The following is a 21111-nucleotide window of genomic DNA, read 5'->3' on the forward strand; positions in this document are numbered from 1 at the left end:
TTCCCAACACTCTGGAATCTTTTTTGATTTTAGCGAATAAAAACAACATAAAATAATAGAATTTTAAAAAATAGCCCTCCACCTGACCCTTTTTGGTCAGGTGGAGGGCTATTTTTTTCATGTTTTGACAAGCTGCGGTGAGATAAGCTTGCATTTGGACAGACTTCAGCCCTCGAAACCGGGCATAGCGGTAGCCATGTAGTTCTTTGGCGTCTGCAAAGCTTCGCTCTATAGTGGAACAGCGTACTTTATACAACCTTTTCCCTGTAGCTGTTAGCTTGTTTTTTCTAGCAATATCCTTATATTTCTCCCACACATGATGAGTGATAACTTTTTGTTTTTGTTTCTTTGAAAAGCACACCTCACGTAACGGACAAACAGCGCAGTCTTCTGGATTCGATTTGTATTGACGGTATCCTTCACGATCAGTTGTTACATATTCTAGAATACATCCCATCGGACAAGCGAAAACATTCATTTCTTCTACATATTTAAATTGGCTTTTCGGTACTTCTTTATTCCGTTTTCCAAATCGGCGATACCCCATCACCATAAATATATTCCGTTCTGATAGTTTCTTACAGATATATCCTGTAAAATAGCCAGCATCAAGGGCAACAGCTTCTACTTTGAAGTCGAATTTATCAATCTGAGCTTGGAGGCGTGCTAAATACGGCTCGGAATCTGCCATATTTCCAGCCGTTACATAGGTATCTGTAATAATATTGTACTTCGCATCAGTCGTACGATGATCCAAGAAATGAAAACCATTTGGTTTTCCATCTCTCATTAAAAATCCACTATCTGGATCCGTTGTACTTATACGAGTTTTTTTGGTAGGGGTATCACTTTCCTTTCTAGGTTTTAATTCTTTTTTCCATGTACCTCACGATCTTCGATTACCGCAGCTTCTAGCTCGTCTATATAAAACTTTGCTTTTTCTTTTTTATATTTATGTACAAATTTATTTTTATTGGCATTGGCCTTAATATGTGTAGAATCTGTCATCAGTGCACGTCCTCCTACCATCCGGTGCTCCGTCGCTTGTCTCACAATCTCATCAAAAATTTCTTCGAAAATATTTGTATGAATAAAACGAGTACGACGATTCCAACTGATTGTAGAGTGATCCGGAATAGTATCCGATAGAGAAAACCCTAAAAACCAACGGTAGGCAATATTCGTTTTAATTTCCTTTTCCAATTGACGCTCAGAACGAATACCGTAAAAATATCCAATAAACATCATCTTAAATAAAACAATAGGATGAATGGACGGGCGTCCATTGTTTTCACAGTAATAAGGGCGTAACTTCTCTTCAATAAAATCAAAACTAATTGTCGCTTCAATTGCACGAAGGAAATGATCTTGTGGAACCAACTCTTCTACAGAAACAGATACACGCTCATCACGATGATTTTTTAAAGCACCCATCATAAAAAATCTCTCCTTTTCCTCTTTTTTATCAGTGTTGACACATAAAAAGAGGTTCAGACACAAAAACAGGCTGTGGAGAAGACTTTCTCCACAGCCTGAGGCAATCCATGTATGGATTGCCTTTTTTATTATTTCTTATTAATCGTTACGGTTTCATTATATTTCGTTGTTGTATTTTGGCGTAGACGAAGCGTTGCTTGTCCAGTTGTATTTGAATCAATCTGTACATTTACAACTTTCTCAGCAGAGCCTAAGCTGTTTGTTGTGAAAGAAAATGCACTACTATATCCGAAAGTAGATGGGCAAGTGCCGTTTGCATTTTGTACTTTAGCCACTTGTGTTCCACCAGTAGTGAAGATACCTAAAGAATAGTTGTTATACGTTGTATTAGGTAGTAAGTTATTTACTTGAATCTTCATTTGGAAAATTTCATTGTTTGGTAGAATGCTAGGGTGTGTAACGACGTAGTCGCTTGTTGTTACCGCACCGTTATAACCGTATGAACCTGGTTTAAAAGTATTTGTATTAAACCATTGATAACCTGCATTTGGTGCACTCCAAGGTTCAGGTTGTGGTTCTGTTGATAAGCTTGGCTGTTCAAATGTTTGTAGAGCTGTAGGTGAATCAAGTTGTAAACCATTTACTTGATCTAAACTTGTAAATGTCTCTTTATTTGATAACCAATTTACGATGTTTTCTAATAAAATCGCATCGTTTTCTTCTTTATAACCATCGTAAGTTTTCTTTGTTTGGCCAGAATCTTCACGAACGTATTTTGGCGTAGCATCTTCAACAGGAGAAGAGTCACCAATAAAGGCAGCTTTTCCAAGTCCTACTTTTGCGATAGCAGCATATGGGCCTTCTGCAATACCACCGCCATTATAAACGCCACTATCAACAGCGTTATTCCATTTTGATGGATTTTCTGGAAGGTAAACAAGTCCTTTTGCTAGTTTTGGGTTTGTAATTGCTAGAGTAGAACCAGCATGCATTGCTACAGACGAAACACCTTTTGTAATTCCGAAAGATTGTTCAGGCGATACAATTGTTTTCGCTGAAACATCACCAAGTGCATTGTAGCGGAAGCGAATACCGAAGTTGTCAGAGAGCCAATCAGAGCTTTCTACTCCTTGCATAGCTTGTGAATTAGCTTCTTCATTAGACATTCCTTTTGCTGGATTATCCCAAGCACCGCGTCTATATCCATTAAATACTTCAGAAGAGTCCCAGCGATTTTTATTACGATCTGCATTGTAATGATCAGCAATAAAGAAGATACTACCACCATTTTTTACATATTGTAACATAGCGTCCTGCTCAGATTTTTTGTAAGGAATATTAGCTTCTGGAACGATAAATACATTGTAATCTTTTAAGTCTTCGTACGTAATAGGTGTTGATTTACGAAGTTCCTTTACGTGATATCCGTTTTTTGCAATGCCGTTTCCGAAGTCAGAAAAGCCGCCGTCAATAACCCAGTCAGCTGTCCCAGCAGTTTGACCGTGTGTATTATCGAATAATACTTTCTTCCCATTGTTTTGATTTACAACTTTTGCAGCAATTTCAGGAGCTGGGTCTACAGAGCTTTCGGCATAAGTAGACGATATGAACGAGGTCCCTATACTTAGTGTAATTGCTGTTGCTAAAGAAAATGTAATCCATTTTTTATTCTTCATAGAAGAATCCCCCTAATAATAAATATATGTGCTTTAATAATGTAATTTATTTTTCTGTAAAAATAAAGACGGAAAACATAAAAAATATTAAAAAATTGTAAAAATACCGTGAATTTTGTTGAGAAATATTTATATAGATATAAAAACATCCCTTCCAAGTAATAAGGAAGGGATGTTTTGCTTAACTAATTTTTGAGTTAGGTGTTTCATCAATCTTATGAAACCCTTTCATGTAATATACGATTGCTAAGCCGATAAGCCAAATTGGGCCGACAATCAATGCAATTCGTGTATCTTCTGAATACGCCATTATACCTAATACTAATACAAGGAAAACGAGTGAGAAATATGAGCTTAATGGGTATAAAGGCATTTTATACGATAACTTTTGTTTATTTTGAGTAGGCAAGCTTTTACGGAATTTAATTTGAGCGACTAATATAATTCCCCAAGTCCAAATTGCACCGAAAGTTGAAATGCTAGTAAGCCATGTAAATACCTTTGCAGGTACGAGATAGTTTAATATAACACCAATTAGTAAAACGATAGCAGTTGCTACAATTCCTTGGCTTGGAATGCCATTTTTATTTAAACGACCAAATCTTTCAGGAGCTTTTTTCTGCTGAGCTAATGTATATAGCATACGGCCTGTACTAAATAAACCACCGTTACAAGAAGAAAGAGCTGCTGTTAATACGACAAAGTTAATAATACCTGCTGCTTTTGCGATACCAATTTGTTGGAATGTTAATACGAATGGACTGCCTTTCTCACCAAGTTCGTTCCATGGATAAATTGCCATCATAACGAATAATGCCCCAACGTAAAAGAGTAGAATTCTCCAAAATACGTTATCGATTGCCTTTGCGAGTGTTTTCTTCGGATTTTGAGCCTCACCGGCTGTAACACCGATTAATTCAACGCCTAAATAAGCGAATAGTACCATCTGCATGGAGAGTAGTAACCCAGAAAATCCATTTGGGAACCAGCCACCATGTGACCAAAGATTTGAAATACCAGTAGCGATACCACCGTTTCCGAATCCGAATAAAATAATACCAGCTCCGACTACTATCATACAGATAATTGTGACAATTTTAATGAGAGCAAACCAAAACTCAAGTTCTCCAAATACTTTTACCGATAAGAAGTTAAAAGCGCTCATTAATAATAGAGCAAGTAATGCCCAAGTCCAGCGCGGGATATCTGGGAACCAGTACTGCATGTAAATACCAGCTGCTGTAATTTCAGCCATACAAGTAACAACCCATAAGAACCAGTAATTCCAACCAGTAATATAACCAGCGAGTGGTCCAATATAATCATATGCATATTTACTAAAAGAACCAGCAACAGGTTGTTCAATTGCCATTTCCCCAAGCGCTCGCATAATGAAAAAAATAACGAGACCGGCAATCATATAGCCTAGCAAAATAGAAGGACCTGCTAGTTTAATGGCGGAAGCGGATCCTAAAAATAGCCCAACGCCAATAGCTGAACCCAGTGACATTAAAGTAATATGTCGTTCTTTTAAACCACGATTTAAAGTTCCAGATTTGTTTGTGTGCTGCATAAGAAGAATCCCCCTTGTAGAGTGAACGATATTTGAATGCGTTTACTAAATATTTAACTATTTCAAATTATAAAACATTTCTATCTGTTATGCTACAAAAATAATCATAATGAACTGTACTACATCTGTACTTGTCAGACTTAAACTTAAAATTCTAACTATTAGGGAATATATTGACTCTTCTTTTTATTGATTGTTAAGATTAAGTATTATATTTTCTCACATACTAGTAAGAAAAAGAATGTGTGATAATAATTCAGGTGTAGGAAGGGTACATAAGCATGTTTCAATTACAAAAATATAACACTTCTGTGAAGCAAGAGTTTTTAGCTGGCATCACAACTTTTTTTACATTTGCGTATATTCTTGTCATCAATCCAAAAATATTATCTGATGCAGGTGTACCATTTGACCAAGCGTTTACAGCAACAATTATTGCAACCGTTGTTGGAACAGTAGGTATGGCGATTTTCGCGAATTACCCGATTGTTATTGCTCCAGCTATGGGAATGAATGCATATTTTGCTTATTCTGTTGTACAGAAGGCAGAAGGGATTACATATGTAGTTGCCTTTTCAGCTGTATTTGTAACGGGGATTATTTTTCTTTTATTATCTTTTACTTCGTTTAGGCAAAAGTTAATTTTAGCAATTCCTGATAGTTTAAAGCATGCAATTGCAGGTGGAATTGGACTATTTATTGCTTTTATTGGATTGCGCCTTTCTGGAATTATCGTGGATCATCCGTCTAATTTAGTTACGATTGGTGATTTTCATTCTCCAGCTGTTATTTTAACTTTAATTGGTTTAATATTAGCGGCGGTATTAATGACATTGCGTGTGAGCGGTGCATTATTTATTAGTATGATTGTGACAGGAATTATTGCCTTCTTTACAGGGCAATTGAAGTTTGCTGATAAAATTGTGGCGATGCCTCATTTACCAGAGGGTATCATCGTTTCAAACCCAATCAATGCCTTTTCAGATGTAATTGAATACGGATTATACGGCGTTGTATTTTCATTTTTACTTGTACTTTTATTCGATACAACAGGTGCATTACTTGGTTTAATTAAACAAGCAGGTTTAATTACAGACAATACAGAGAAGCGTTTTGGTAAAGCGTTTATTGCAGATGCAATTGGCGGGACTACAGGTTCTATCTTTGGAACAAGCCCAACAGCAGCGACGATTGAATCGTCAGCAGGTATTGCTGCAGGTGGTAAAACTGGGTTAACAGGGATTGTAGTTGTTGGTCTAACAATTATAACGGCATTTTTTAGTCCTGTTATTGCTTCTTTATCAAGTGTAGCCGCTATTACAGCTCCTTCATTAATTATAGTAGGTAGTTTAATGGCACAAAGCATTCGAGATATTAATTGGAATGAATTTGAAGATGCGTTACCAGCATTTTTAATTTTTATAGGTATTCCGTTAACATCTAGTATTGCGAATGGAATTGCAATTGGATTTTTAGTGTATCCAGTCTTGAAAATTGTGAAAGGGAAAGGGATGGAAGTGCATCCGTTACTCTACTTATTTACAATTTTATTTGGATGTCATTTATTCTTATAATATAGGAGAGGGGGCTTCTTATGAGGGGCTCCTTTTTTGTGTATAATAAAGTGAAACTATAATCAGTCACGCAAAATATAAATTACTTAATGGAATATATATGTTACAATATGGATGGAGGGGGAACATGAATGGCTGTAAGTAAAATAAAAGTCGCGCGTGTTCAGTTAGATTTAACACAGCAACAATTAGCAGAAAAAGTAGGCGTTACAAGGCAAACGATTAGTTTAATTGAGAAGGGCAAATACAATCCGTCTTTAGATTTATGTTTGAAAATTTGTTATGCAGTAGATAAAACTTTGAATGATTTGTTTTGGGAGGAAAAGGAGTGATTCGATGAAAATTGTGAAAGATGAACGTTTAATGATTGAGGGGTTAAAACATATTAGATTAGTTTTCATCTTACAAAATATTTTCATACTAGGTATTGTTTTTTATCGCTACGTTTTGCAAGATGCAGGATATGAAAGTGTTTCGGATTTATTAATGGTATTTATGGGTGGGATTGTAGTTATTAACTTTTTAAATCTGAAAAATTCAGTGGAAGTGTATGAGCATACAGGGGGAGTATCACGTAGCTATTTCATGAAACTATTATTAATTCCTGTAAGTATTGTTATTGGGATTTTAGCTATTTGTATCGTTGTAACACCAGATATTTCGATAAAGGAAATTAGTATGACAGGATTTATTATGTTTGCTTGTTTTTTAGTTCCTAGTCTGTTTATATACATATATATGAAAAAGATAAAAAGTGAAGATTGAAATATAAGAAAAGCTTTCCCGTATTGCGGAAAGCTTTTCTTATATTCTTTTATACAGTACTTTATGAAGGCCAATTGGTTCAATTTCAAAGATTTCACCATGTTCTTGGAGGCCTAAGCGCTTGTAATAGTCAGCTACAGTAATTCGGCCATTACACCATAGCATATTTGCTTGACGCTCTTGTAAGATTTGTTCTGCTTTCTGAATTAAGGAGCTTCCAGCGTGGTTGTTTCGAAACTCAGGCAATGTGGCCATTCCTCGTAGACGATAATGCATACCTGCTTGTAAGTCGGGATGCATTTCCTTTGAGAAAGAAGCGATACTAATAAGTTGATCGTTTATAAATGCGCCTAAGTGGAAGGTGTCTGTTTCATAATCGGAAGGGTATTTACAATCTGCTAATGTTTGATTGGGGCGTAAAATTTTTTGACGTAATACGTAAGTTTCAGATCCCTCAATATTTTTCACGGTAATCATATTAACATCCTTTCTTATAACGCTTTTTCTGTTAATTGTATAAAGAAATAGGCAGGTGCGGCGAGAAGTCCGAGTATGCTAGCAGTTCCGAGAAGGAGTGAAAGTAGGAGGCAAGAATATTTTATTCCATTCGATTTTTTCCATCCGTAACTACAAATCTCAATACTAACACCGATGAGAATAATGGCAACGAGTATTTCGGCTAATAATAAGAGAGCTAAAGTTATAATAGACATAATGTAATCCATCCCCATAATATGTGATAGTAACATTTTACCATATGAAATGGAAAAAATGCCCCTCAATTATGTGAGGGGCATTTTTTTATTCTAATATGTTTTTTAGTGTATCGATATGTTCTTTTGAGCCTGTTACAAGTAATGTATCACCGTGTTGTAGTCTTGTATCCCCATGTGGGATTAATGCTTTATTTCCACGATAAATTTGAATGACTAGTACATCACCTAAAAACGGAAGGCGACGAAGTGCAACGCCGTTATATTTATTGCTTCGTAGTTCAACTTCACGGACTGTTTCGTTTGCTGTTGTAATTAAGCGAACGAGACTAGGTTTATCAATAAGCGCACGTAATAAAATACGTGTAGAGTTAATTGTTGAGAATACAGCGATATGTTCTTGCGTTGCTTTTTCTTGTAGAAGTGGATCTTCTACACTTGCAATAACATGTTCAACACCTAGCTCTTTTGCATGTTCTGCCAATAATAAGTTTTGTTCATCACCACTTGTTGCAACAACGACGCGATCTGCATCAAATGCTGTTTGTTCAGTTAATGATGCGATTGTGATGTCATCTAATTTCACGATAGGGAAGTCATGTGATGTCGCTTCTTCATCATTTATTTTGTTTTGACGCATCATATATAGCGTTACGTCATAATCTTCTCGTTTTAAATCTAGTGATAACGGAAGGGTAATTCTGCTCGCGCCAATAATAGCTACTTTTGGTTTTGGTGTTTCTACTTTTGGGAACATTTTTTTAAACAATATAGGTGCAAAAATACAAGTAATAACTGCGCTTAAAATAAGAGAGGCAGATAAACTTGGACTGATGATCTCCAGTTTTTCACCAATTTGTGCAGCCGCAATAACTAAAGAAAGTGTCGATGTTAATAAGATTGCACTTCCAAGTACGATATTACGTGGATACCATTTTCTTAAGACGAGTGATGGTAAGAGTTTCGAAATAAAGAGTCCTACAATTAAGATTGGAATCATTAGCATGCTAGAAGGTTCTTTGAAAATAGACCACACCTCTAGATTTACACCAACCATTACGAAGAAAATAGGGATGAAGAAACCATAGCCGATAGAATCAAGTTTTTCCACCATATCTTCATTTGGTGATAATAACGATACAAGTACACCTGCTAAGAAGGCGCCTAAAATATTTTCTGCTCCAACAGATTCCGATAACCCAACTAAGATTAAAATGAGTGCAAAAACAGCTCGTGTATCAATTTGTACACTACCAGCTTTTAAACTATCTAAGTATGGAATGTTTTTAAAACGTTTTGCAACGAAGTAAATAACAATACCAGCGCCGAATAGAAGAAGAAGAAGCCACATGCTTTGGCCGCTTTCGGAATTTAATCCGACGAATACAGCGAGTAAAATCATTGTAACTAAATCCGCAATAACAGCGACTAATAAAATGATTTGCCCAATTGCTGTTTTTCCTAAGTTATTCTCTTTTAATGTTGGTACAACAACACCTAAAGAAATAGTTGAAATAATTAAAGTCATGAACATTGCATTATCTACGAATCCTAGCCATACGAATAGTAATGATAGGGCATAAGATAAGATGAAAATAAATAAGAAGATAATGCTTGCTGCCTGAAATGTATTTGGTTCGTTTGTCGTATTTTTTTTCCCTTTTTGTTTAAAGATAGAAAAATCAATTTCTAAACCGCTTAAGAACATGAGGAAGATAAATCCTAATGTTGATAAAACTTGAAGCCATATATCTGGCTCAATAATATTAAACCCACTTTTACCTACAAAGATTCCTGCAATAATTTCTGCAACGACCACAGGAAGTGCTTTTAATTTAAAGCGTTGTAACAAAAGGGGAACGAAAAACGCGATTGCAACGACAACCATAAGTGATAGAACAGAAGTATGATGTTCCATTGCGTTCTCTCCCTTCAAATAAATATAGTACCTATTTAGCCATATAATAGGTAGAAAAGCAACGCATATGGATTCGATTTCATAAAGAAAGACTTTTCTTAACATTTGTCATAATAAGTATATTTTTCATGATTATGCTGTTAATTCCGTAATGTGGATGTAATAGAGGGGATAAAAAAAGACTGCTGAGGAATCTCAGCAGTCTTTTCAGGCTGTGGAGAAAGTCTTCTCCACAGCCTGTTTTTGTGTCTGAACCTCTTTTTATGTGTCAACACTGATAAAAAAGAGGAAAAGGAGAGATTTTTTATGATGGGTGCTTTAAAAAATCATCGTGATGAGCGTGTATCTGTTTCTGTAGAAGAGTTGGTTCCACAAGATCATTTCCTTCGTGCAATTGAAGCGACAATTAGTTTTGATTTTATTGAAGAGAAGTTACGCCCTTATTACTGTGAAAACAATGGACGCCCGTCCATTCATCCTATTGTTTTATTTAAGATGATGTTTATTGGATATTTTTACGGTATTCGTTCTGAGCGTCAATTGGAAAAGGAAATTAAAACGAATATTGCCTACCGTTGGTTTTTAGGGTTTTCTCTATCGGATACTATTCCGGATCACTCTACAATCAGTTGGAATCGTCGTACTCGTTTTATTCATACAAATATTTTCGAAGAAATTTTTGATGAGATTGTGAGACAAGCGACGGAGCACCGGATGGTAGGAGGACGTGCACTGATGACAGATTCTACACATATTAAGGCCAATGCCAATAAAAATAAATTTGTACATAAATATAAAAAAGAAAAAGCAAAGTTTTATATAGACGAGCTAGAAGCTGCGGTAATCGAAGATCGTGAGGTACATGGAAAAAAGAATTAAAACCTAGAAAGGAAAGTGATACCCCTACCAAAAAAACTCGTATAAGTACAACGGATCCAGATAGTGGATTTTTAATGAGAGATGGAAAACCAAATGGTTTTCATTTCTTGGATCATCGTACGACTGATGCGAAGTACAATATTATTACAGATACCTATGTAACGGCTGGAAATATGGCAGATTCCGAGCCGTATTTAGCACGCCTCCAAGCTCAGATTGATAAATTCGACTTCAAAGTAGAAGCTGTTGCCCTTGATGCTGGCTATTTTACAGGATATATCTGTAAGAAACTATCAGAACGGAATATATTTATGGTGATGGGGTATCGCCGATTTGGAAAACGGAATAAAGAAGTACCGAAAAGCCAATTTAAATATGTAGAAGAAATGAATGTTTTCGCTTGTCCGATGGGATGTATTCTAGAATATGTAACAACTGATCGTGAAGGATACCGTCAATACAAATCGAATCCAGAAGACTGCGCTGTTTGTCCGTTACGTGAGGTGTGCTTTTCAAAGAAACAAAAACAAAAAGTTATCACTCATCATGTGTGGGAGAAATATAAGGATATTGCTAGAAAAAACAAGCTAACAGCTACAGGGAAAAGGTTGTATAAAGTACGCTGTTCCACTATAGAGCGAAGCTTTGCAGACGCCAAAGAACTACATGGCTACCGCTATGCCCGGTTTCGAGGGCTGAAGTCTGTCCAAATGCAAGCTTATCTCACCGCAGCTTGTCAAAACATGAAAAAAATAGCCCTCCACCTGACCAAAAAGGGTCAGGTGGAGGGCTATTTTTTAAAATTCTATTATTTTATGTTGTTTTTATTCGCTAAAATCAAAAAAGATTCCAGAGTGTTGGGAACCCTAAAGGGTTTCCCAACACTCTGAAAAGACTGCTGAGGAATCTCAGCAGTCTTTTTCATGTACATTACATTGAGAAGAAGATCCATACAGTTAAACCAACTGTTGCAGTTGCAACGAAGAAACTGTATATCATTGTAAGAATTTGAACTCTTCCTTCTCCTTCTTTTAAATGCATGAACATAATTAATTGTAACAATGCTTGCGCAACAGCCATTATGATAATAGTTGTTAAGACTGTTGAAAGTGGCAATGTTGTGTAAAGTGCCACGTATAACGCTAGAAACGTTAATGCAAGCGATAAAATAAATCCGAAAACGTGTGACCAAGGGAATCCGCTATGCGCATGTCCGTTTGCTTGATTGTTGTTTTGAGCCATTTACGCCACCATCCCGTTCAAGTAAACTAGTGTGTAAATAAAGACCCAAACAAGATCAAGGAAATGCCAGTATAAGCTGATAATGAATACTTTACGAGCTGTAACTGGTGTTAAACCTCGTTTTAAAATTTGGATAATAACACAAATTGCCCAAATGATACCGCCTGTTACGTGGGCTCCATGCGTTCCAAGAAGAACGAAGAATCCAGATAAGAAAGCACTTGTTTGAATTGTTGCGCCTTCACCAATGTACATAATGAACTCTTCGATCTCGAAGAATAGGAAACCTGCACCTAAAAGTAATGTAAGGACGAACCATCCAAGCATCGCTTTTTGGTTATGCTTACGCATTTCATGAATTACGATACCGCATGTAAAACTACTTGTTAAAAGTAGTAATGTTTGAATTAAAAGCGTTTTAAGTTCAAACAATTGCGCTGGTGTTGGGCCATCTGCCGTACGACCAGCAAGGACTAGATAAGAGGCGAAAAGTGTTGCGAACAGCATAATTTCAGCCCCAAGAAAAATCCAGAATCCTAGGATATTCAATCTGCTTTGTTCGGATTGATATTCCAAAGGTAAGCTTTTATCTAAAGCCGCCATGTCATTTCACCTCTCATGCTATATGTTCTGTTTTTTTAATTTCATCAACACTGATATAGTAGCCTTCATCATAATCGAATGAACGATAGATTAAGCAAGCTAAAATACCAATACCACCGATTGCTGCAAGCCAGAACCAGCTAAATACTAATGCGAAACCTGCAAGACCGAAGAATCCAGACGCAATAATAGGCACACCAGAGTTACTTGGCATGTGAATTGGTTTAATATCTTCTGCTGCTGGTGTAACTGTTTCTCCGCGTTTTTTCATGTACCAGAAAGCATCAGCTTCTTTAATTTCAGGAAGCTTCGCGAAGTTGTAATGTTGTACAGGAGAGTGAGTTGCCCATTCAAGTGTACGACCATCCCATGGATCTCCAGTTGTGTCACGTTCACCGTGACGTGCACTCCAAATTACGTTGTAGCAAAGAAGTAGGAAGCCGATACCCATCATTACCGCACCAACAGATGCGATTTGGTTTAGCCATCCCCATCCAAGACTTTCAGAGTAAGTGTACATACGACGAGTCATACCGTCTAAACCTAAGAAGTACATTGGGAAGAAACAGATGTTGAATCCGCTCATAAAGATCCAGAATGTCCATTTACCTAGGCGTTCATTTAACATATGACCAGTCATTTTTGGATACCAGAATGTGAATCCAGCAAGCATAGCGAATACTGTACCTGCGATTAATACGTAGTGGAAGTGAGCGATTAGGAAGTAGCTGTTATGGTATTGATAATCAGCTGCTGCCATTCCAAGCATAACCCCTGTAACCCCACCGACTACGAAGTTTGGAATAAATGCCAATGACCAAAGCATTGGAACTGTAAAACGAATACGTCCTTTATACAGTGTAAACAACCAGTTAAAGATCTTAACCCCGGTTGGAATCGAAATCGCCATTGTCGAAATCGAGAAGAATGAGTTAACCGCTGGACCTGCACCCATCGTGAAGAAGTGGTGAAGCCATACGACGAAACTTAGTAAAGAAATTGCAACCATTGAGTATACCATTGCACTGTAACCGAATAGACGTTTACGTGAGAATGTACTAATGATTTCAGAGAAAATACCGAATGCCGGTAAAATAACGATATATACTTCAGGGTGACCCCATACCCAGAACAGGTTGGCCCATAACATTGGCATACCGCCGCTCGCCATCGTAAAGAAGTGAGCATCGAATAGACGGTCAAATGTCATTAATGCAAGAGCAACTGTTAATACTGGGAAAGCGAAAATGATGATAATTGTTGTAATTAAGATTGACCAAGTAAACATTGGCATTCTCATTAAAGTCATACCAGGTGTACGCATTTTTAAGATAGTAACAAGGAAGTTAATACCGGTCATTAGCGTACCGAGACCTGAAATCTGTAATGCAATTGCGTAGTAGTTATTTCCTACGCCCGAAGTAAACTCTGTACCTGCCATTGGGAAGTAAGAAGTCCACCCGGCGTCTGGAGAACCACCGATTACGAAAGCGATGTTGAATAACATTGCTCCGACAAAGAATAACCAGAAACTTAAAGCATTTAAGAACGGATATGCAACGTCACGAGCACCAATTTGTAATGGTACTACAAGGTTCATTAATCCCATAACGAATGGCATTGCCATGAAAAGAATCATTACTGTACCATGTGTTGTAAAGATCCCGTTATAGTGTTCAGCGTTTAAATAAGTTGTTTCTGGGAATGTTAACTGTGCACGGATCATTAAACCATCCATACCACCACGGAATAACATGATAACCGCAGAAATAATATACATAGCTCCGATTTTTTTATGGTCAACAGTTGTTAACCATTCGTCCCAAAGCCATTTCCATTTTTTATACTTTGTTAGTACGAAAATGATTGCTAATGTCACAAGAACGATAGAAGCGTCTGCACCGTAAATAATCGGGTCACCTGTGACAAAGAATTCATCAAGCTTCACTGTGTTCACTCCAATCTGTTGGAATAATAGCTATTATTTTTTGTTTTTGTAGTAGTTGTAATCACAATATTCAAGTGATTTTGGATCTACATAACTTAAGTGGTGACTAGAGAATGTCATACGACCAACTACACCAGGTTTAACAATTTCGTTGTACTTAGCTTCTGTTAGTTTAGGAGCAGTTTCTTGTACTTCTTTAACCCACTTGTCATATTTCTCTTTAGTTTTTGCTTCAACTTCGAACTCCATGTGTGTGAATCCTTCACCAGAGAAGTTCGCACTACGGCCTAGGTAAGAACCTGGCTTATCAGCTTGTAAATAAAGATCCATAATCATGCCATCCATTGTGTACTTCATACCACCAAGTTCTGGTACCCAGAAAGCATTCATTGGGCCGACAGAAGTCAGTTTGAATTGAATTGGTACACCAGCTGGGATGTTTAAATAGTTAACGGTTTCAATTTTTTCCTCTGGGTAACTGAATAACCATTTCCAGTTTGCAGATGTAACATAAATTTCAACTGGTTTAATATGTTTGGACTCTTTCGGAACCTCTTCCGAAGCATAAGTTGCTTTTACTGTTGGAATCGATAATGCGATAACGATAATAACAGGAACAAGCGTCCAAATAATTTCTAGTAATGTGTTACCGTGTTGTTCAGGTGGCTCATAGTCCATATTCTCTGGTTTTTCACGATAACGAATCAAGATGACTGTAAACAGAATGAATACAATTGCGATAATTAATGACATAAGCAAGAATGACCAAACAATTAAATCATACTGTGCTTTTGCAACAGGTCCTTGCGGATTTAATACTGCGAGTTTTTTATCACAGCCACCGAGGAACAGAAGTAATGATAACGGAAGAAGCGAAGCCAACTTCCAAAACGCTTTCTTTAGTTGCACGATTGAAAATCTCCTTTCTCCTTGGATTGAAACTATGCCAATAAAACAATATAAACCTATTAATTTATAGAAGGCAATAGTTTTTGATATATTGTTAAAAAATAGACACAAATGCACACTTTTTAAGGTGAATATCATTTGTAACTTGATTACATTGTAAACTATTTTCCAGAGAAAAACGTGATTGTGAAAATTTTAAGATAAATAAAGTTATACCAGGATATCCAAGAAATAGAAAAAAGCTATCTTATCATAAGAAAGATAGCTGAATATTTTGTATATTTAGTTTATTTCTTGTATGACAGTTCGTGGCTGTTCAAGTGTGACAATTTTTTTATATTTAACTTGATATAAAATGTAACAAATAATCATAAATGGAATGCCACAATAAAGAGCAATTCTTTGATCTGGAATGAAAGCCAAACTAACAAATGTAATGAAATTCAGCGAAAACGCTACGATTGGAACTAGTGGATAGAGCGGTGTACGATATTTTAAATCATTTATGTTGCCACCGTTTTTCACGAAATTTCTACGGAAGAAAAACTGTGAAGCGGCGATTGACATCCAAACGACAACGGCAGCCATTGCTGCAATAGATGTTAAAACTAGAAAGACAGTATCTGCCGCAAATACACTTGTTAGTAAGGACAGGCTAGCGAAAATTAGGCTGAAAATTAATGCATTTAGCGGTACACCTTTTTTAGTTAATTTCGTAAATGCTGGACTTGCCATTCCTTGTTTTGCCATCGCCCACAGCATACGAGAATTTGCGTAGAGACCAGAGTTAGCAACGGATAATACAGCTGTAATAATAACAAAGTTCATAATGTCTGCTGCATATGGGACACCGGCTACATCAAATACAAGTACAAAGGGACTTTCGACTAGATTAGCCTCTTGCCATGGGAGTAAACCTACAACAACTGATATCGCTAAGACGAAGAAGAAGAGAGTTCGCCAAATTGTGTTTTTAATTGCTTTTGGAATTGTTTTTTCAGGATTTTCACTTTCGCCTGAAGCGATTCCGATTAATTCTGTTCCTTGGAAGGAGTAATTTACTGTAATCATCGTAAGAAGAACAGCTAATGCACCATTTGGAAATAGCCCGCCATTTTCAGTGAAATTATGAAGCATTGGAGCTGGCTTTCCATTAAAGTCTAGTAGACCGAACATAACAGCGCCGCCAAGTACGATGAAAATAACAATTGTTGCGACTTTTACACTTGCGAACCAAAACTCTGCTTCTGCATATGCTTTTGCTGATAAAGCGTTTACGAGGAAGAGTGCTGCTGCAAATGTAACGCACCAAATCCAGGAAGAAACGTCTGGAAACCAGCGTTTCATTAAAATACTTACAGTTGTTAACTCTACGCCAACTGTAACAGCCCAATTTAACCAATACATCCAACCGACAACAAATCCAAAACCAGGTGAAATGAATTTGCTTGCATAACTTTGGAATGAACCTGCTTCTGGCATAGCGACGGATAATTCACCAAGACATAACATCGTTAAATACATAACAAATCCACCGACTAAAAATGCGAGAATAGCACCACCAGGTCCGGCATTATGGACAATTTGACCAGATCCCATAAATAACCCGGTTCCGATAACACCGCCGAGTGCAATCATAAATAGGTGTCTACTTTTCATTGTTCGTTTTAAATCTGTTTGTTCAATTTGTTGATTCATATGCCCCTCACCCCGTATTTTCTTGAATGTGTGAACTTCGTTTTATTCTGAGTTTTTAATCATTAGTGGGGGATGCAACACACACTCGGTTTATTTGCTATGAAATGAATGGAGTATGTAAAAAAACGAACTATGACTAAATACTCTAAGAATGTTTGTTAACATGGTGATATCTTCACTATGTTAACAATTTTGATTTTAGCAAAATATTCTGTAAATGTATATTTATTTTTCTTTTTATTAAAAATAATTAGAATTTTTATAATTAATTCTATGAGCGATAATTCACATGATCTTTCTAGCAAACTAGTAAGAAGAAGGGTACAATGATAAGAGGTGTATCTGTAAAATAATAATTAATGGAGTTTTGTTTATAATGAAAAAGTTAAAATATCTTTTTGTTTTTGGGATTATACTTGCTGCTGCATTTTTTATAGGAAAAGATAAAATCATGCAAAAGGCGCAAGTTCTACGCTTAGAGTTTCTATCTGAAATGAAAGAAGCAGCTATGATTGAAGATGTTCCGTTTATTAAACAATTACCAGAATTGCCCAGAGGGTGTGAAGTGACAAGTTTAGCTATGTTGCTGCAATATAAAGGTGTACAAGTAGATAAGATGCAACTTGCTAGCGAAATTCATCGTGTTCCATTTGAACAAAATGGTTTGCGTGGAAATCCTTACGAGGGATTTGTGGGAAATATTTATACAAAGGCAGAGCCTGGATATGGTGTATACAATAAACCAATCTTTGATTTAGCAGAAAAATATGTTCCTGAAAAAGTAATTAATTTAACAGGTAGAGACATGCAAGATATATATAAAGTAATTAGTTCTGGCTCTCCGGTATGGGTCATTATTAATACGACGTTTAAGCCGCTAGCTGAAAGTAGTTTTGAAACATGGAATACGAGTTCAGGCGAAGTGAAAATTACATATTATGAGCATAGTGCAGTAGTAATTGGATATGATCAAAACTTTGTATATGTAAATGATCCTCTTAAAAATAATCCACGTTTGGCTGTTCCGCGAACAGAATTTGAGAAAGCTTGGGAGCAAATGGGGAAACAAGCAATTACTATTTTATAATAATGAAAAAGTCATCTTTGGGATGGCTTTTTCTTTTTGGTTTGTTAACACTGAAAATTCAGAATATTCTTTTAAAAGTTAACGATTCACGTTATAATAACATTTAACTTGGTGAAGAAGGGGAGAAGAGAAATGGATGTTGCAAAGGAACTTGTTTTGTCAAAAAATCAGTTAGTTGAGTGGAGAAGGCATTTTCATAAGTATCCAGAGTTATCTTTTCAAGAAGAGAAAACATCGCAGTTTGTGTTCGATATACTTCGGAAATTCCCATATTTAGAAGTGTCACGGCCGACTAAATATAGTGTGATGGCAAAGCTAGTAGGTAAACATCCGGGCAAAACAGTTGCGATTCGAGCCGATATGGATGCTCTTCCTATTCATGAAGAAAATGAGTTTGATTTTATTTCTACATATAAAGGTGTAATGCATGCATGTGGTCATGATGGACATATAGCGATATTACTTGGGGTTGTACATAAGTTGGTAGAAGAAAGAGAGAAGATTAAAGGGGAGATTCGTTTTCTATTCCAACATGCTGAAGAGAATTTTCCTGGTGGTGCAGAGGAGATGGTTGCTGCAGGTGTAATGGAAGGTGTGGATTATATTATTGGTGCTCACCTTTGGGCGTCGTTAGAGGTTGGGAAAATAGGTGTTATTTATGGTCCTGCAATGGCTGCACCGGATGTTTTTAAAATTAAGATAGAGGGAAAAGGTGGACATGCTGGAATCCCTCATGAAACGGTGGATAGTATTGCAATCGGAACACAAGTCGTTTCGCAACTTCAGCAAATTGTATCTCGCCTCACGAATCCATTAGATTCTCTCGTAATATCTGTTACGCAATTTCATGCTGGGACAACTCATAATGTAATACCAGAGCAAGCTGAGATTGAAGGGACAGTAAGAAGTTTAAGACATGAATTACGAGGTGAAACAGAGAAGAAGATTGAGCGGATTGTGAAGCATATTACGGAATCTTACGGAGCGAAATATACATTTTCATATGAATATGGATATCGACCAGTTGTAAATGATTATGAAGCTACAGAGCTTATTGAACAAACGGCATTACAACTTTATGGAAGGGATAGAGTTGTTCGTTTACAGCCGACGATGGCTGGAGAAGATTTTTCGGCGTTTTTACAAAAGGCACCGGGGACATTCTTTTTTATCGGAGCGGGAAATAAAGAGAAAGGTATTATATATCCTCACCATCACCCTCGTTTTACGATTGACGAAGATGCATTACCGATTGGAGTGGAAGTCTTTGTATCAGCCATTATGAACTTTATAAGTAAAGGAGAATGAGATGAAGAAAATACACATTCTAGCGCTTATCCCAGTTCTTTGTTTAGTAGTTGGGCCAATATTTGCGAATTCAGTTACTCCTTACGTATTAGGGATGCCATTTTTATTATTTTGGGTATTATTATCAGTGTTTATTACATCTTTTTGTATGGGGCTTGTGTACGTGTTTGATCCTGCTAATAAGGAGGATGTAAAATGACTGCATTACTTATCATTATTTTATTTTTGTTTCTCGCACTATTTTTAGGGATTCGGGCACAACATGGAAAAGATATGAATTTAGAACAATGGTCAGTTGGAGGAAGAGGATTTGGCACTATTTTTGTTTTTCTCCTTATGGCAGGTGAAATTTATACGACGTTTACATTTTTAGGGGGAAGCGGCTGGGCGTATAGTAAAGGAGCACCTACCTTTTATATTTTGGGATATGGTGCTTTAGCTTATCTTTTATCGTATTTTTTATTGCCACCCATTTGGAAGTATGCGAAAGAGCATAACCTTGTTTCACAGTCAGATTTTTTTGCGAAGAAATATAGAAGTAAAGCGCTTGGACTTATTGTTTCGATTGTTGGTGTTGTTTCCATCATCCCATATCTTGTTTTACAGTTAAAAGGACTGGGAATTATCGTTTCAGAAGCTTCTTACGGAAGGGTGTCACCTGTTGTTGCAGTATGGATCGGTGCTATTGTTATAACTATATATGTAATGGTTTCAGGTATACATGGTTCGGCTTGGACGGCTGCTTTGAAGGATATTATGATACTGTTTATCGTTATGTTTTTAGGTATATATTTGCCGTATCATTATTATGGAGGATTTCAGCCGATGTTTGAGGCTGTAGAGGCAGCGAAACCGGGATTTTTATCTTTACCTGAAGAAGGAATGAGTATTTCTTGGTTTGTTTCTACTATTATATTAACGGCCCTCGGTTTTTATATGTGGCCTCATACATTTGCTTCTGCTTTTTCAGCAAAAAATGAAAAAGTATTTCGTAAAAATGCAGCAATTATGCCATTGTATTCTTTAGTTTTACTTTTCGTATTTTTTGCAGGATTTGCTGCTATATTGCAAGTTCCTGGGTTAAAGGGAGCGGATGTAGATCTTTCGTTATTCCGTCTTGCTTTACAAACTTTTGATCCTTGGTTTATTGGAATTATTGGTAGTGCGGGAGTATTAACGGCATTGGTTCCAGGGTCTATGCTTGTTATGGCGGCTTCTACACTGTTAGCAAAAAATATTTACCGAACGATAGTCCCGTCTGCTTCAGATAGACAAGTTGCTAAGATGGCAAAATTATTTGTGCCTGTAGTAACGCTCGTGGCAGTTTTATTTACATTTAAAGGAGGAGAAACAATAGGAGCACTTCTATTAATGGGATACAGTATCGTTACACAACTTTTCCCTGCACTTGTATGTAGCTTGTTTCCACGTCAAATTATTACGAAGCAAGGGGCGATTGCAGGAATGGGAGTTGGGCTATTAGTGGTCGCATATATTACCTTATCTGGTTCAACTATAGCCACGATGTTTCCGAGTTTCCCGCAGTATATAAAAGATTTGAATGTAGGTATAGTCGCATTGTTAATTAATATAATTGTGATGTTTGTAGTTAGTGGATTTACAAAAGGTGTATTTATAAAGAAAAACACTATAATAGTAGAAAAGTAATTCGTTTATCCTGCATTAACGGGCAGTAAGACCCCCACCTCAAAATTCAGCGGAAGCAAAGAAGTTAGGTGGGGATTAAACTGTCCGTAAAAGCCCGATTGGTGAGGGTTGAT

At 36.7% G+C, this 21111-nt stretch carries 17 protein-coding genes and 2 pseudogenes; 8 read left to right on the top strand and 11 right to left on the bottom strand.

Annotation, left to right across the window (positions count from 1 at the left end; genetic code table 11):
• Window positions 1-67 precede the first annotated feature (67 nt).
• The 3 genes and pseudogenes from AC3WVZ_RS01675 to AC3WVZ_RS01685 all read right to left on the bottom strand — a co-directional run.
• Window positions 68-1437, bottom strand: a pseudogene (locus tag AC3WVZ_RS01675) (IS1182-like element ISBth7 family transposase); the annotation flags it as partial.
• 128 nt (window positions 1438-1565) lie between these two features.
• Entirely contained in the window at window positions 1566-3113 is a 1548-nt protein-coding gene (locus tag AC3WVZ_RS01680) for a DUF2194 domain-containing protein (RefSeq protein ID WP_233935931.1), read from the bottom strand.
• 181 nt (window positions 3114-3294) lie between these two features.
• The gene (locus tag AC3WVZ_RS01685) at window positions 3295-4686 is read right to left on the bottom strand and encodes an amino acid permease (RefSeq protein WP_001164897.1); all 1392 of its coding nucleotides are present in this window, start codon (window positions 4684-4686) and stop codon (window positions 3295-3297) included.
• Window positions 4687-4967: 281 nt separating this feature from the next.
• On the opposite strand from AC3WVZ_RS01685, the gene AC3WVZ_RS01690 reads away from it, so the two are divergent.
• From AC3WVZ_RS01690 to AC3WVZ_RS01700, 3 genes are all read left to right on the top strand, one after another.
• On the top strand, window positions 4968-6260 hold the full coding sequence (locus tag AC3WVZ_RS01690; RefSeq protein WP_000487192.1) for an NCS2 family permease: 1293 nt from the start codon (window positions 4968-4970) through the stop codon (window positions 6258-6260).
• Between the two features lie 131 nt (window positions 6261-6391).
• Window positions 6392-6592, top strand: coding sequence for a helix-turn-helix transcriptional regulator (locus AC3WVZ_RS01695; RefSeq protein ID WP_000301182.1), 201 nt, complete (start codon window positions 6392-6394; stop codon window positions 6590-6592).
• Window positions 6593-6596: 4 nt separating this feature from the next.
• The gene (locus AC3WVZ_RS01700; RefSeq protein ID WP_000706637.1) at window positions 6597-7025 is read left to right on the top strand and encodes a hypothetical protein; all 429 of its coding nucleotides are present in this window, start codon (window positions 6597-6599) and stop codon (window positions 7023-7025) included.
• A gap of 39 nt (window positions 7026-7064) precedes the next feature.
• On the opposite strand, the gene AC3WVZ_RS01705 is transcribed toward AC3WVZ_RS01700, so the two are convergent.
• From AC3WVZ_RS01705 to AC3WVZ_RS01715, 3 genes are read right to left on the bottom strand one after another with little or no spacing between them, the layout of a single operon-like run.
• Window positions 7065-7502 (bottom strand): GNAT family N-acetyltransferase, encoded by a 438-nt coding sequence (locus AC3WVZ_RS01705; RefSeq protein WP_233935933.1) that lies wholly within the window; start codon window positions 7500-7502, stop codon window positions 7065-7067.
• A 14-nt stretch (window positions 7503-7516) separates the two neighbouring features.
• Complete coding sequence (locus AC3WVZ_RS01710) at window positions 7517-7774, bottom strand: DUF4022 family protein (protein ID WP_000926991.1); 258 nt, start codon at window positions 7772-7774, stop codon at window positions 7517-7519.
• A gap of 52 nt (window positions 7775-7826) precedes the next feature.
• Window positions 7827-9656: a monovalent cation:proton antiporter family protein gene (locus tag AC3WVZ_RS01715; RefSeq protein WP_233935935.1), complete on the bottom strand. Its 1830-nt coding sequence runs from the start codon at window positions 9654-9656 to the stop codon at window positions 7827-7829.
• Between the two features lie 306 nt (window positions 9657-9962).
• Here AC3WVZ_RS01715 and AC3WVZ_RS01720 point away from each other — a divergent pair.
• Window positions 9963-11332: pseudogene (locus tag AC3WVZ_RS01720) on the top strand (IS1182-like element ISBth7 family transposase); the annotation flags it as partial.
• 133 nt (window positions 11333-11465) lie between these two features.
• Here the strand turns inward: AC3WVZ_RS01720 and qoxD are convergent.
• The 5 genes from qoxD to AC3WVZ_RS01745 form a co-directional block, all read right to left on the bottom strand.
• Window positions 11466-11777 (bottom strand): cytochrome aa3 quinol oxidase subunit IV, encoded by a 312-nt coding sequence (gene qoxD, locus AC3WVZ_RS01725; protein ID WP_000068425.1) that lies wholly within the window; start codon window positions 11775-11777, stop codon window positions 11466-11468.
• Window positions 11778-12380, bottom strand: a complete 603-nt coding sequence (gene qoxC, locus AC3WVZ_RS01730) for a cytochrome aa3 quinol oxidase subunit III (protein WP_000729317.1) — start codon at window positions 12378-12380, stop codon at window positions 11778-11780.
• 13 nt (window positions 12381-12393) lie between these two features.
• Window positions 12394-14328, bottom strand: a complete 1935-nt coding sequence (gene qoxB / locus AC3WVZ_RS01735; protein WP_000762366.1) for a cytochrome aa3 quinol oxidase subunit I — start codon at window positions 14326-14328, stop codon at window positions 12394-12396.
• Between the two features lie 33 nt (window positions 14329-14361).
• On the bottom strand, window positions 14362-15237 hold the full coding sequence (locus AC3WVZ_RS01740; protein WP_001176165.1) for a cytochrome aa3 quinol oxidase subunit II: 876 nt from the start codon (window positions 15235-15237) through the stop codon (window positions 14362-14364).
• A 282-nt stretch (window positions 15238-15519) separates the two neighbouring features.
• Window positions 15520-16935: an amino acid permease gene (locus AC3WVZ_RS01745; protein WP_001075757.1), complete on the bottom strand. Its 1416-nt coding sequence runs from the start codon at window positions 16933-16935 to the stop codon at window positions 15520-15522.
• Window positions 16936-17311: 376 nt separating this feature from the next.
• Between AC3WVZ_RS01745 and AC3WVZ_RS01750 the strand changes: the two genes are divergently transcribed.
• From AC3WVZ_RS01750 to AC3WVZ_RS01765, 4 genes are all read left to right on the top strand, one after another.
• The gene (locus AC3WVZ_RS01750; RefSeq protein WP_000734490.1) at window positions 17312-18022 is read left to right on the top strand and encodes a C39 family peptidase; all 711 of its coding nucleotides are present in this window, start codon (window positions 17312-17314) and stop codon (window positions 18020-18022) included.
• Window positions 18023-18154: 132 nt separating this feature from the next.
• Window positions 18155-19330 carry an amidohydrolase gene (locus AC3WVZ_RS01755; protein ID WP_000382128.1) on the top strand — a complete coding sequence of 392 codons (1176 nt, stop codon included), beginning with the start codon at window positions 18155-18157 and terminating at the stop codon, window positions 19328-19330.
• A gap of 1 nt (window position 19331) precedes the next feature.
• Window positions 19332-19529 carry a DUF3311 domain-containing protein gene (locus tag AC3WVZ_RS01760; protein WP_000719833.1) on the top strand — a complete coding sequence of 66 codons (198 nt, stop codon included), beginning with the start codon at window positions 19332-19334 and terminating at the stop codon, window positions 19527-19529.
• Window positions 19526-20998: a sodium:solute symporter family protein gene (locus AC3WVZ_RS01765; protein ID WP_000125937.1), complete on the top strand. Its 1473-nt coding sequence runs from the start codon at window positions 19526-19528 to the stop codon at window positions 20996-20998. Before AC3WVZ_RS01760 ends, AC3WVZ_RS01765 begins: the two co-directional genes overlap by 4 nt.
• Window positions 20999-21111 lie beyond the last annotated feature (113 nt).

The organism is Bacillus sp. CPT56D-587-MTF (genome assembly GCF_058792335.1).

Coding starts and splice junctions, on each gene's coding strand:
- AC3WVZ_RS01700 (WP_000706637.1), top strand. CDS start 6,597: ATGAAAATTGTGAAAGATGAACGTTTAATGATTGAGGGGTTAAAACAT.
- AC3WVZ_RS01715 (WP_233935935.1), bottom strand. CDS start 9,656: ATGGAACATCATACTTCTGTTCTATCACTTATGGTTGTCGTTGCAATC.
- AC3WVZ_RS01685 (WP_001164897.1), bottom strand. CDS start 4,686: ATGCAGCACACAAACAAATCTGGAACTTTAAATCGTGGTTTAAAAGAA.
- AC3WVZ_RS01695 (WP_000301182.1), top strand. CDS start 6,392: ATGGCTGTAAGTAAAATAAAAGTCGCGCGTGTTCAGTTAGATTTAACA.
- AC3WVZ_RS01680 (WP_233935931.1), bottom strand. CDS start 3,113: ATGAAGAATAAAAAATGGATTACATTTTCTTTAGCAACAGCAATTACA.
- qoxD (WP_000068425.1), bottom strand. CDS start 11,777: ATGGCTCAAAACAACAATCAAGCAAACGGACATGCGCATAGCGGATTC.
- AC3WVZ_RS01710 (WP_000926991.1), bottom strand. CDS start 7,774: ATGTTACTATCACATATTATGGGGATGGATTACATTATGTCTATTATA.
- AC3WVZ_RS01705 (WP_233935933.1), bottom strand. CDS start 7,502: ATGATTACCGTGAAAAATATTGAGGGATCTGAAACTTACGTATTACGT.
- AC3WVZ_RS01690 (WP_000487192.1), top strand. CDS start 4,968: ATGTTTCAATTACAAAAATATAACACTTCTGTGAAGCAAGAGTTTTTA.
- AC3WVZ_RS01755 (WP_000382128.1), top strand. CDS start 18,155: ATGGATGTTGCAAAGGAACTTGTTTTGTCAAAAAATCAGTTAGTTGAG.
- qoxC (WP_000729317.1), bottom strand. CDS start 12,380: ATGGCGGCTTTAGATAAAAGCTTACCTTTGGAATATCAATCCGAACAA.
- AC3WVZ_RS01745 (WP_001075757.1), bottom strand. CDS start 16,935: ATGAATCAACAAATTGAACAAACAGATTTAAAACGAACAATGAAAAGT.
- AC3WVZ_RS01760 (WP_000719833.1), top strand. CDS start 19,332: ATGAAGAAAATACACATTCTAGCGCTTATCCCAGTTCTTTGTTTAGTA.
- AC3WVZ_RS01750 (WP_000734490.1), top strand. CDS start 17,312: ATGAAAAAGTTAAAATATCTTTTTGTTTTTGGGATTATACTTGCTGCT.
- AC3WVZ_RS01765 (WP_000125937.1), top strand. CDS start 19,526: ATGACTGCATTACTTATCATTATTTTATTTTTGTTTCTCGCACTATTT.